The sequence below is a fragment of the Kiloniella spongiae genome (genome assembly GCF_001026905.1).
GTDB classification, from domain to species: Bacteria; Pseudomonadota; Alphaproteobacteria; order Kiloniellales; family Kiloniellaceae; genus Kiloniella; species Kiloniella spongiae.
In genome coordinates, this window is the sequence record NZ_LAQL01000010.1 from 67,841 (window position 1) to 80,282 (window position 12,442).

Here is a 12,442-nt window from a genome sequence, read left to right on the forward strand (position 1 = left end):
CTCCTAAATTTGAACATCATCTTTGTCGGGACGGCGTTTCCACCATATAAGCTGGCCGTCTAAAAAAGCCTGTGCCAAATCGTTTTGTGGTCCCGTAAAAAATGCATCGGCAGAAGACATTTCCTTGATACGACCTCTGAACATGAAAAGCACATCTGTTGCCAGACGCTTTGCCTGCCCAAGATCATGACAGGTCATAATAACCGTCGTTCCCTCTGCTGAAATTTCGTGAATAAGCTCTTCGATAGAATGAGTTGCCGGCGGGTCCAGACTGGCGGTCGGCTCATCCATAAAAAGAACCTGTGGTTTAAGAACCCATGCCCGCGCGATCGCCAAACGCTGCTGCTCACCCAAAGAGAGAACTGTTGCCAGTTTGTGAGCAACCCGTGTTAATCCCGTGCGTTGAATAACAGCGTTAATCATGTCTGGACGCTGCGCCTTATCTACACCGCGTACAGAAAGTGCGTAATCAATATTTGCATAAGCCGAACGTCGCAACATCACGGGGCGCTGCGTGACCATAGCCTGATGATGTTTAGGCTTAACATCTTTGTCTAATGACCACATAACTTTGCCGGATTTTGGCTTCAGCAAACCATGACACAGCCGAAGCAGCAGTGTTTTTCCTGCTCCATTTGGCCCAAGAAGAAGGTATCTTTTCCCTTGGTTGAACTCGCAACTGATATTTTTAATAAGTTGCTTCCCACCTGCCTCATAATTAAGACTTTCAATTTTTAACGGTAGGATCGAGGGATATTTTATCATCACTGATGCCGCCTTTTTACTGTTTCAGTAATACTGTAGGCAAAAAGATTGATCCCTAGAGCAACGGCAAGAAGCACCAAGCCAAGTGCAAGAGCCATAACCAGATCGCCTTTTCTGGCTTCAAGGGCAATGGCCGTTGTCATAACACGAGTTAAATGATCAATATTCCCCCCGACTATCATTACCGCACCAACCTCTGAAATCGCACGACCAAACCCGGCCAGTGCAGCAGTCGACAGTGAAAACCGTGCATCCCAGACCAAAGCTGTTACCTTGCGATACCACGGCACATCAAGGGATCTTAGAAGCTCATCATATTCATGATGTAGTTCTTCAAGAACTTGTCTGGTAATCGCCGTTACAATCGGCACAACGAGGATAACCTGAGCAATAATCATTGCTGAGGGTGTAAAGAGGAGTCCGAAAACACCAAAGGGGCCACTACGTGAGAGTAACAAATATACAAAAAGCCCGACCACAACGGGTGGTAACCCCATAAATACATTGATAATAACAATTAAAATACGTCGACCGGGAAATTTAGTCAGTGCGAGAACAGCCCCAAAAGGCAATGCTATAAGTAAAGCGATCCCCACAGCGGACAAGCTTAATCGTAAGGATAAAAAGACGATTTCAAGCAGCTTGTCATCCAGCGTAACGACAAGGGATATGGCTTTGAAGAATGCCTGCCAAAGATCGTTCATAAAATTCCAAAATATACTTGAAGCGGGACGTACATAGAGTTTTACGCCATAAAGCTGTTATGGCAAAATGTTCGGGCACACTACTCAGTTACTTTTATTTTGTATGTATTTATATTTGAAAATCTAGATTTGAAAAACAGATTAAACTTTATGATCTTGCAAAAATGTCTGATTAAAAAGGTATAAAGATTAAAACAAGCTCTTTTTATATTAATACAAACCCAAAAGTACAAGATATTCACTCGACGAATAGGCCGCCGCCCTTGACCACAGATATTACCATTGAAACACAAAAAGCCACGGCATCCTTCTCACTCGAAGGTGGTTGTCTAACATCATATGCCATTAAGAGAGATCACCTTTATGATATCCTACGTCCTTATATCCAAGACAAAGAATCAACATTTACCCCTCAAAATACAGCGTCATTTCCCTTAATCCCTTATTCCAATCGGATTAAAGATGGGCAATTCACCTTTGAAGGAAGTTCTTATCAATTAACATTGAATTTTGCTGATCATCCCCATTCAATTCACGGAATTGCCTGGCAAGAACTCTGGCAGATAAAAGAGCACACAGAGTCCAAAATCGTTTTGGAATTGAATTATATCTCAGAGGATTTTGCTACAGGTGGCTGGCCTTTTGATTTTTATGCTGTTCAAACTTTTAATCTGATAAAGACTGATTTAACCCAGCATATTTCTGTCACCAATACCAATGACAAAGTTATGCCACTCGGTCTTGGGATGCATCCTTATTTCCCAAAACGTAAAAACACGCGCCTAAAGGCAAACGCGCCAAACGTCTGGATGACAGATCAAACTTGCTTACCAAAAGAGCTTGCCAAATGTCCCTATCATTGGGATTTACAGCAAAATCCTCTGATCGACACCTTGGAGTGCGACAATCAATTTGAACTGTGGGATGGCAATGCACAAATCCATTGGCCAGAAGACAATGTTACTGTTGAACTAAGTGCCAGCTCAAACCTGAACCGCCTCGTCGTTTACGTCCCAAAAGGTGAAGATTTCTTCTGTGTTGAACCAACATCGCACATAACAGATGCTTTGAATCCTACATCAAAAGGCATGTCTTTAGAAAATACAGGCATCCATATCCTTGGGCCACAAGAAACATACAAAGGCTGGATGACCTTTAAAGTCAATTCATGACCCCTGTTCTTTCTGCGGAAAATTAAGATCGTTTCCCGCAGAAAGAATATAGATCAACCGTTATTCACAGTGCTCAATTCCGATACTTTGATATCTGCAATCGGCATTAACATCGCAAAATCAAACTCTGGCAACGGTTCTTCTTTTAGTATTCTTTTTGGTAGATCAGGAGCTGCCAGTGCGCCTTTACCGATAGCAACAAACTGTGCTTGTTCCGTTTTGATCATATCCATGGCTTGATCTGGTGAATTTAATCCACCATTAGCAATAACTGGTAACCCAGAAAACTCTCGTGCTAATTTTGCCAATGACGAACCAGAATTAAATGCTGGGGCCGTTGCTAAAAACTCAGTTGTGTGAATGTATGATACGCCGGTTTTGGCAATGCCCGTAAAAATAGTTTGAGCATCTTCTATCTGTCCTCTCCATTTATGCTCAAAATCATTAACCTTGGCTTGAGAAATTCGAACACCGAGAGTAAAGGTTTTCCCCACCTTTTCTCTAACCCGTTCTATAATTTCACTGGTTAATCGAAGGCGGGATATAACATCCCCGCCATATTCGTCTTTCCGTATATTAGTGTAATCAGTTAAAAATTGATCAAGTAAATAGCCGTTAGCGCCATGAATTTCGATGCCATCAACGCCGGCATCCTGTGCACGCTGTGCTGCATTTACAAAGCCTGATATCGCAATTTTGATTTCTTCTGAAGTCATTTCTTTTGGCCGTACATAACCACCACGACCATGATAGAACGCCATCTGTTCACCTTTGGGTAAAACAGCGGAAGGTCCGCAAGTTTCAGATGAAAAACCATTAAATTGAGATAAGGCACCTGCATGCATTAACTGCATAATAATTTTTGTATCTTCGCCTTTTACTTTATGAATAAGCTTCTTCCAACTTTCTTGTTGAGAAGCATCGGCAATACCAGGCTGCCCTTTGTAACCCTGGCTATAGGCGCGATCGGTATATACGCCTTCCGTAATCACCGCCCCGAAACCGCCTCTCGCAAAGCCTTTGTAATATTTGGTCATTAAAGGGCCGACATCACCAGTAGCCGTCGCACTAATACGAGTCATTGGCGCCAGAACAAATCGATTTTTGAGAATAAGATTACCGAGTGTTCCTGATTGAAAAAGTTGTTTAACCGACATATCCATTTCCTTTCTAAAAAGCATCTGCCGATATAAATAACTTTAACTATATTGTATGGGTATATAATATATTAGAATAAGAATTTAAATATTTTATATGGTAATCTTATGTCAGGTATTAATGTCACTGAATGCTTAAAAACATTTCGGACAGTTGTTGACAAAGGATCTTTTTCAGCTGCTGGTAAAGAAATAAATATCTCTGCAGCCTGGGTCGCTAAATCAATAACGAGGCTTGAAGAACATTTAGGAACAACCCTTGTCATACGCTCGACACGAAAACTCAAACTTACGGATGCCGGGCTGGAGTGTTATCAATCTGCAGGCAGAATAATCGATGAAATGATGTTTCTTGAAAATCGCATGCGCGATAAAAGTGATGAAGTTTCAGGACGGATACGTTTAAGTGTTCCAAACATTCTTGCTATCAATAAAATTGGCCCAATTATCCACCAATTTCAAGGTTTACACCCCAAAATTCAACTTGAGATAACGGTAAGTGATCACTTTGTAGATCCCATAAACGACGGGATAGATCTGGTTTTGCGAATAACCTCAAACCTAGAGGATAGCGAGCTTATTTCCAGAAGAGTTTCAAGCGTTAAAAGGATACTTTGTGCTTCCCCAAAATACATTTCAAGAAGGGGACATATTAGAAAAGTTGATGATCTTGCTCACCATACTTGTCTTATTTACAACCAACTTCACGCACAAACTTTTTGGCACGTATCAGAAGAAAATAAAATAAAAGCAGTTACTTTCAATTCACCAATTAGAATCAATAGCTCTTATTTGATCAAATCCATGTTGCTGGAGGGTGCTGGTGTCGCGTTCCTGCCAGAACTTGTTATAGAGGAAGAATTAACAAGGGGCGAAATTATACAAGTAACAACAGCTGTTGATGCCTCACCAATGCAACTTTTTATCATACGCCCTTCAACGAAACATGTTCCAGCGCGTATCCGCGCATTCACAGACCATCTCGTTAAGAAACTAGGATCAGTTACCCATCTTGCTCAAGAATGATATCAGCAGGCAATGAGTTACTATTCACAAAATTGGCGTTTGGAATATCATTAGACAAGGCGCGCTTGACCGCGGCGTCTTTGGTTAAGCCATAATCCAACCATCTCTGGATCAAGCGCGTTTCAAGCGTTTCCATAGGAACTTTCAGGAAAACACTCAAGTCCATAAAATCACTAGCTTTATGCCATGGGTCATCCCCTAACTGGAGATAATTACCTTCTACCAAAATCAAATGATGTTTTTTTAGAATCCGTTTTGCACAAGGAATTGAATAATCCTTATCCCGATCAAAAATGGGAATGGTCAGCTCTGTATCACTCTTATATAGTTGATAGAGATCATACAGAAAACTCTCGACATCAAACGTCTCGGGTGCCCCTTTTCTTGACAACAAACCTTTTTGTTCAAGGACTGAGTTATCGAGATGATACCCATCCATCGGCATGACGACGGCTTGTTCCCCGCCTATTTGAATATTGAGTAAATCGCAAAGGGATTCACTCAGTGTAGATTTCCCTGATCCAGGTGGCCCAGCTATGGAAATAACAAGGCGTTGATTAGATCTATCCATAGAAAGAATGTTAGCGGCAAGCTCTTCAATTGTTTGCATAATTATGCTCACGAGACGAGCTCGTTTGGTGGTTCTTTTGCACCAGTCATAAAGGCAACAGCATCAGACATAGAGTATTCTTTCGGGTTGATAATACATAACCGACGTCCGAGACGATGAATGTGAATGCGATCAGCAATTTCGAAAACATGGGGCATATTATGAGAAATCAGAACAATGGGAATTCCCCGTGATTTTACATCCTTGATCAATTCAAGGACACGACGAGATTCTTTAACGCCTAACGCAGCCGTAGGTTCATCCATAATAATAACTCTAGATCCAAAAGCTGCAGCACGCGCGACGGCAACTCCCTGTCGTTGTCCTCCAGATAAAGTCTCAACAGCCTGCGAAATATCCTGAATGGTCATCAGACCGAGTTCACTCAATTTCTCACGCGCAATCCTATTCATTTCTTTGCGATCCAGCTTTCTAAAAAGCGATCCCATTAAACCTTGCTGTCGAATTTCTCGCCCCAAAAAAAGATTATCGGCAATGGAAAGTGCCGGAGACAAAGCTAGATTTTGATAAACGGTTTCAATCCCTGCTTCACGCGCAGCCATGGGTGAGGCAAAACGAACAAGCTTTCCATTTAGATCAATTTGCCCTTCGTCCAGTTGCACTGCACCGGACATAGCTTTGATTAAGGATGATTTACCAGCCCCGTTATCACCAATGACAGCAAGAATTTCGCCGGGATAAAGATCAAAATCAGCATGATCAAGTGCCGTCACTCTTCCATATCGTTTTACAAGGCCTTTAGCCGAAAGTACGGGATTCATTTGTTCTGTCATGACGATAATTTCCTGATCCACTGGTCAATAGCGACCGCAATTATGATCAACCACCCAATGGCAAAAACTTGCCAGAGGACATCCACCCCTGACAAGCGTAGCCCTGATTGAAAAACACCAACAATCAGTGCCCCAATCAAAGGTCCCATAATTGAGCCTCGTCCACCAAAAAGTGAAACGCCACCGATCACGACAGCCGTAATGGATTGCAAATTACCTTCGAAAAAACTCTGTGGAGAAACAGAACCAACCCTGCCAATAGATGCCCAGGCCCCGACAGCACAAATCAAGCCTGCTACCATATAGACAGAAACGAGTGTTTTATCTGTGCGAATACCTGCAAGTTCAGCAGATTCTTTATCATCGCCGACAGCATAGACATGCCGCCCCCATGCCGTTCTATTGAGGCAATACCAGAGCACACCAAAGACAACCATCATCAAGATTGTGCCGTAGGTTAACTGAGCCCCAAAAAAGACAATGCGCTCACCAAACCATTTCAACATTGGTGCGGTTTTATCAATATCTTGCCCACGAATAGATTGTGCACCGGAATACCAAAGATTCAGCGCATAAAAGATATTCCATGTTCCTAAGGTCACAATAAAAGGAGGCAGTTTTAAGAGCGTGATTAATTTTCCATTGAGATAGCCACAAAAGATACCAACAGCAAAACCAAGCGGAATAGCGAAGTATATAGGAATACCGTAAACAACGGCAAAACGCCCCATCACAACCGATGTCAGAACCATGATTGCCGCAACGGATAAATCAATACCCGCAGTTAGAATAATTAAGCTCTGTCCGGCAGCAAGAATACCAATAATTGATACTTGCTGCATAATGAGAGAGAGATTAAAGGGATGAAAAAATTTTGCACCTGCCACAAAACCAAAAACAACGATACTAAGTGCCAAAACAATGACTGGCACCATCGTAGGGTTACGATGAAAGAAATGCTGTATATGGTTTATGAATGATCTGTCGTGCTCTTCAAAAGAAGCAGGATCTACTTTGTTTTCTGGTAAAGAGTGTTCGTAGTTTTTTGTCATAAAGGCAAAGCTACCGGATGAATAAAAAGTGGTTAATCGGACCCATCGACGCCCCTAGAACGAACCGTCAGTAGAGTTTCTTGTCAAAATTATAACCGATAATGGCCATTGATAGCTAAAAAGGAGCAGGACTGATAATTGAACCAGTCCTGCTCTCCGCAGGACAACTAGCCCCAACACTTTCCAAGGCCAGCTTTGGAATCAATACTTTCAACACCTTTGACAGGGGCGTCGGTAATTAATTGTACGCCTGTATCATAGAAATCCAAGCCCGGTGTGTTTTCGGGTTTTTTTCCTGTATCAGCCCATGTTTTGATAGCTTCTATGCCTTTTGATGCCATAAGCAACGGGAACTGCATTGATGTTGCGCCGATGACACCTTCTTTGACGTTTTGAACCCCGGGGCAGCCACCATCAACAGAAACAATCAACACATTCTTTTCACGTCCAACGGCCTTTAACGCTTCATACGCACCTGCAGCTGAGGGTTCGTTGATGGTATAGACCAGATTGATTTCCGGGTCTTTTTGCAGGAGGTTTTCCATGGCTTTACGCCCACCCTCTTCATTACCCTGCGTAATATCATTACCAACAATACGTGGATCATCTTCGTCGCCGATATCTTTTGGATTTTTAACATCAACGCCAAACCCTGTCAGGAAGCCTTGGTCACGCAAATAATCAACAGAAACCTCGGATACGTTGAGATCCAATAAGGCAATTTTTGCGTTCGCGGCTTCTGCACCCATTTTAGCCTTGGCCCATTCACCGATCAGAACACCAGCTTTAAAATTATCCGTCGCAAACGTTGCATCTGCAGTATCTGCTGGCTCAAAAGGAGTATCCAGGGCAATAACGAGCAGTCCGTTATCACGCGCTTGTTTAACCGCAGGAGCTAGAGCAACTGAATCAGAAGGTGTGATCAAAATACCTTTAGCCCCGGATGCGATACAGGTTTCAATTGCTGCAACTTGTGTTTCAACATCACCATCAATTTTTCCGGCAAAGGTTTGCAGATCAATACCGTTTTTTTCTGCTCCTGAAAGCGCCCCTTCTTTCATTTTAACAAAAAAGGGATTTGTATCTGTCTTGGTAATCAAACAGGCACTTACATTATCAGCAAGTGTTGGCGATACACTCATCGCCCCCATAGCAACAGCGCCCATAAGACCGTACTTCAAAGAATTGAGTTTCATGACAATTCTTCCTCCCAGTTGTGATTTAAATTATTTGTTTTGTATAGAAATGGTATTGGCCCTTTAATTCGGCCTTATCCAATTCCAACACCATATCAGTTCCACTGTCAATAAATAAATCACTCTTATTTATTTATTGACCATACTAAAATAATTACCGATATTAGCATTAACAAAGATCAGAGATTTGGATTTTCCAAAATCTGAAAATCGTAAGGACAGCAAAGGTTTAAAAGTTGAACCAGGAACTGAGTAGCGGAAATATTTCTGAATTAGATCAACAGCTAAAAGGGTCTAATCAAAGTAATATGAGAGCTTATAATGAGCGCTTGGTGCTTTCTCTGGTTCGACGCAAGGGGCCATTACCCAAGATGAAAATCGCACAAATGACGGGACTATCTGCACAAACGATATCTGTCATCATGCGATCTTTGGAAGCCGATGGATTGCTTTTAAAGGGTGAACCAGTACGAGGAAAAGTCGGTCAACCTTCGGTGCCCCTCTCTCTTAATCCCGATGGGGTGTTTTTTTTAGGGTTAAAGATTGGGCGGCGCAGTTCCGAACTCATCCTTGTTGATTTTTTAGGCAAAGTAAAAAAAAGAACAGTCCACACCTACCCCTTTCCAGAGCCTGATGATATTGAAAATTTTGCTCTAAAATCGATCAAGAAATTTGAATCTGATTTAGGGAAAACGGCCAGCAAAATTTCCGGCCTCGGTGTCGCAATGCCATTTGAGCTCTGGAACTGGACAGAGGCAATTGGCACCTCAATAGACAAGATGGAAAGCTGGAAAACATACGATATACAGAAAATATTGAATAATAACTGTTCCTACCCGGTTTATATACAAAATGACGCAACAGCCGCCTGTGGTGCCGAACTGGCCTTTGGCGCAAACCAAAACAAACGGGATTTTGCTTACTTTTATATTGGCACCTTTATCGGTGGTGGTTTGGTGATTAATGGCAGGCTTTTTATTGGAAAGAATGGGAATGCCGGGGCTTTGGGCTCTATGCTCATCAGTGACAGAACGAGCCATACCAAACAACTGATAGACGAAGCCTCAATTGTCACTTTTGAAAAACAATTACAAGCGGATGATATCGATCCCTCTCCACTATGGAATAGGGAAAGTGGCTGGCAAGACTTCAATGAAAAGATTACGCCCTGGGTAGAACGTGTTGCCAGTGGTCTGGCCCAGGCAATCATTTCAACCACAGCCCTGATTGATCAGGAAACAACAGTCATTGACGGCGCCTTTCCGGAAGAGGTTCGCCGTCGCATTGTAGAAGCCACTCGAGAAGCCCTAAAAAACTACAATCAACAAGGGATAGAGCAACTGGTGATCTGCGAAGGTTCTCTCGGAACAGTCGCCCGTGCCTTGGGCGGCGCAAGCCTCCCTCTGTTTGATCGCTACCTTGTTGATCAAAACATATCTCTTAATCAATAATCCTTTAAAACATACGAGAATTCAAGAAAATGCAACGTTCAGAAGTTAACGAAATCCTTGCCCAATCGGATAGTTTCATCAAATCCCATGGCTATATACTGCCACCCTTTGCGTACTTTTCCCCTAAAGACATGCAGACCCGTAAAGAAGACCTAACAGGTATCACAAATGCCCGAATGGGATGGGATATTACAGATTACGGTCAAGGAAAGTTTGATGAACTGGGCCTATTTCTCTTTACCGTTAGAAACGGATTTGCAGAAGACCTGGAAACTGGCAAAGGTATGCTCTATGCGGAAAAAATTATGATCTCACGTAAAGATCAGATTTCCCCGATGCACCGCCACAACATCAAAGCCGAAGATATTATCAACCGCGGTGGTGGTGATCTGGTGCTTGAGCTTTTCATGTCAGATCCCAATGGTGATATTGATGAAGAAGCCGAAGTAAACGTTCCCTGTGATGGCATCAGTCGAAAGCTTAAAGCCGGTGGTTTACTGAAGTTGGCACCAGGCGAGAGCGTAACCCTCCTGCCCGGCGTTTGGCATGCTTTTTGGGGAGAAAAGGCCGATGTTCTCATTGGTGAAGTCTCAACAGTGAATGACGATCTGACAGACAATGTCTTTCACGAAAAAATAGGCCGCTTCTCTCAGATCGAAGAAAACGAAGCCCCTAAACACCTGTTGGTTTCTGATTACGATAAATGGATAAAATAACCCATGATCATTTGTTGTGGCGAAGCTCTAATTGACATGTTGCCAATAGAGATTTCTTCGCAAAAAGAGCAAATAAGAACCGCCTATCAACCTGTTTCAGGTGGCGCAATCTTCAATACTGCCATCGCCTTGGGACGTTTGGGAGTTAAAACAGGTTTTTGCGGCGGTATTTCAACAGACCTCTTTGGGGAACAACTTTGCCAATCACTCTCGGACTCAAATGTTGACTACAGCTATTCCCATCGACAGGCGGCGCCAACAACCTTGTCGTTTGTAAAATTTACAGATGGGCAGGCTAGCTACGCATTTTACGATGAAAACACAGCGGGCAAGCTATTCCAAAGACACAATATAAAAAAAATACCTAGCGATCTAGAGGCCTTCCATTTTGGAGCTATCAGCCTCATTCAAGAGCCTTGCGGAACAGCTTTTGAAGATCTTGTAACCTCGGCAAAAGATAACTGCGTATTGTCTTTTGATCCCAACATTCGAACAAGCTTCATCACTGATTCAGATGGATATCGTCAGCGTATCAATAGACTGTTATCAATCAGCGATATTATTAAAGTCTCTGACGAAGACTTGTCGTGGCTTTCGCCAGAGACAAAACCAGAAGATTTTGCACAACAGCAATTGCAACAAGGTGCATCGATCGTCCTTTTTACCGAAGGATCACAAGGCGCAACGGCCTTTGGCAAACACGCAAGCTTAAAATTAGAGAGTAAAAAGGTTGAGGTCAAAGACACTATTGGCGCCGGAGACAGCTTTAACGCAGGCTTTCTTTCATGTTTAAGCGAACAGGGGCTTCTGTCGAAATCGTGTTTGAAGGATTTGACTGAACAGCAACTATCTGTCGCGCTGGATAAAGCCAATAAGGTCGCCGCCTTTACCGTTACGCAAAATGGAGCAGTTCCTCCCTGGGCCAAGGAACTCGCCTCAATAGAATAGATAGATTACGAGAGCGGATTAACACTCTCGTTATCCACAAAGAGTTGGACACGTTCACTGGCAAAGTGAGTAATACCAAACTGTATCGCTTTGCCAGTTGCGTCCACATCAACACTTTCTGTAATCAGGACAGGCTTGTTTTTAGCTTGTTGCAATAGTTCTGCCGTGCGCTTGCTGGGCATCTGCGCCGTAATTCTTGTGTTTTTACGCGTGTAGTCGTTTAACCCGAAATGCTTAAAAGCCTCAGTCAGAGATTTGGTTTCTGCAAAAACCTTTTCAATCCCCTTGAAACGGAGTGCTGGCAGGTAACTAATCGAATGGGCGAGTGCAACACCATCAGCATGACTAACTGCTTCCAGTTTAATGACCTTTTCGTCTATCGCAACCATCAATCTTTTTGCCACTTGCCGCGTTGCCTTTTCTCTTTCGCTGCTTAACAAAGTCTTATCAGGCAAGCGATGGCGCCCCGAAACAATCTGTGAAAAACGAGTTCGGCTTCCCAGGGTATAGTCCATCAGATTTTCCTGAACAAAGGTCCCTCGGCCCTGTTCAACACGCATGACGTTATCTTCAGTAAGAGCAGCTATCGCACTGCGCACTGTATGCCGATTAACACCAAACCTTTTAGCCAGTTCATTTTCTGTTGGCAGTTTATCACCCGGCTTATACACCCCCGCCGTAATATCCTGAAGCAAATGACGCCCAATCTGCTTCCAGATTGCTTCACCCTTTTCCCACTCCATCTCATTGTCCTTTAAAGTTCATAAAACTTTCATCAGTCGTCAATTGTCTTCATCAACACTTCATTCTATAAATCAAAAAGGTATAGACGTCTAGACAAATTTGATATT

General features: G+C 42.9%; 13 protein-coding genes. 5 read left to right on the forward strand and 8 right to left on the reverse strand.

All coding sequences use genetic code 11. The annotated features are described in order from the left end of the window. Positions 1–3: 3 nt before the first annotated feature. Positions 4–765 (reverse strand): ATP-binding cassette domain-containing protein, encoded by a 762-nt coding sequence (locus WH96_RS15465; protein WP_047765114.1) that lies wholly within the window; start codon positions 763–765, stop codon positions 4–6. Beyond that, positions 765–1,469, reverse strand: a complete 705-nt coding sequence (locus WH96_RS15470; RefSeq protein ID WP_047765115.1) for an ABC transporter permease — start codon at positions 1,467–1,469, stop codon at positions 765–767. The genes WH96_RS15465 and WH96_RS15470 overlap by 1 nt, the downstream gene beginning before the upstream one ends. Positions 1,470–1,732: 263 nt before the next feature. Between WH96_RS15470 and WH96_RS15475 the strand changes: the two genes are divergently transcribed. Continuing rightward, the gene (locus tag WH96_RS15475) at positions 1,733–2,641 is read left to right on the forward strand and encodes an aldose 1-epimerase (protein WP_047765116.1); all 909 of its coding nucleotides are present in this window, start codon (positions 1,733–1,735) and stop codon (positions 2,639–2,641) included. Between the two features lie 53 nt (positions 2,642–2,694). On the opposite strand, the gene WH96_RS15480 is transcribed toward WH96_RS15475, so the two are convergent. Next, entirely contained in the window at positions 2,695–3,798 is a 1,104-nt protein-coding gene (locus WH96_RS15480; RefSeq protein ID WP_204248213.1) for an NADH:flavin oxidoreductase, read from the reverse strand. Between the two features lie 108 nt (positions 3,799–3,906). On the opposite strand from WH96_RS15480, the gene WH96_RS15485 reads away from it, so the two are divergent. Continuing rightward, the gene (locus tag WH96_RS15485) at positions 3,907–4,824 is read left to right on the forward strand and encodes a LysR family transcriptional regulator (RefSeq protein WP_047765118.1); all 918 of its coding nucleotides are present in this window, start codon (positions 3,907–3,909) and stop codon (positions 4,822–4,824) included. Here the strand turns inward: WH96_RS15485 and WH96_RS15490 are convergent. The 4 genes from WH96_RS15490 to WH96_RS15505 form a co-directional block, all read right to left on the reverse strand. Then, positions 4,802–5,434 carry a nucleoside triphosphate hydrolase gene (locus tag WH96_RS15490; RefSeq protein ID WP_047765119.1) on the reverse strand — a complete coding sequence of 211 codons (633 nt, stop codon included), beginning with the start codon at positions 5,432–5,434 and terminating at the stop codon, positions 4,802–4,804. The genes WH96_RS15485 and WH96_RS15490 overlap by 23 nt on opposite strands. An 8-nt stretch (positions 5,435–5,442) precedes the next feature. Beyond that, positions 5,443–6,228, reverse strand: coding sequence for an ATP-binding cassette domain-containing protein (locus tag WH96_RS15495; protein WP_204248214.1), 786 nt, complete (start codon positions 6,226–6,228; stop codon positions 5,443–5,445). Next, on the reverse strand, positions 6,225–7,280 hold the full coding sequence (locus WH96_RS15500; RefSeq protein WP_047765120.1) for an ABC transporter permease: 1,056 nt from the start codon (positions 7,278–7,280) through the stop codon (positions 6,225–6,227). The genes WH96_RS15495 and WH96_RS15500 overlap by 4 nt, the downstream gene beginning before the upstream one ends. A gap of 167 nt (positions 7,281–7,447) precedes the next feature. Then, the gene (locus tag WH96_RS15505; protein WP_047765121.1) at positions 7,448–8,476 is read right to left on the reverse strand and encodes a sugar ABC transporter substrate-binding protein; all 1,029 of its coding nucleotides are present in this window, start codon (positions 8,474–8,476) and stop codon (positions 7,448–7,450) included. A 236-nt stretch (positions 8,477–8,712) separates the two neighbouring features. Between WH96_RS15505 and WH96_RS15510 the strand changes: the two genes are divergently transcribed. Genes WH96_RS15510 through WH96_RS15520 form a run of 3 tightly spaced genes read left to right on the forward strand, consistent with a single transcriptional unit; the run spans position 8,713 to position 11,591 of the window. Beyond that, positions 8,713–9,927 (forward strand): ROK family transcriptional regulator, encoded by a 1,215-nt coding sequence (locus WH96_RS15510; RefSeq protein ID WP_047765122.1) that lies wholly within the window; start codon positions 8,713–8,715, stop codon positions 9,925–9,927. Between the two features lie 29 nt (positions 9,928–9,956). After that, a complete protein-coding gene (locus WH96_RS15515; RefSeq protein ID WP_047765123.1) occupies positions 9,957–10,643 on the forward strand; it encodes a D-lyxose/D-mannose family sugar isomerase in 687 nt (228 codons plus the stop codon). A 3-nt stretch (positions 10,644–10,646) separates the two neighbouring features. After that, positions 10,647–11,591, forward strand: a complete 945-nt coding sequence (locus tag WH96_RS15520) for a carbohydrate kinase family protein (protein WP_047765124.1) — start codon at positions 10,647–10,649, stop codon at positions 11,589–11,591. 5 nt (positions 11,592–11,596) lie between these two features. Here the strand turns inward: WH96_RS15520 and phnF are convergent, their stop codons facing one another. After that, positions 11,597–12,334: a phosphonate metabolism transcriptional regulator PhnF gene (phnF, locus tag WH96_RS15525; RefSeq protein ID WP_047765125.1), complete on the reverse strand. Its 738-nt coding sequence runs from the start codon at positions 12,332–12,334 to the stop codon at positions 11,597–11,599. Between the last annotated feature and the right edge of the window lie 108 nt (positions 12,335–12,442).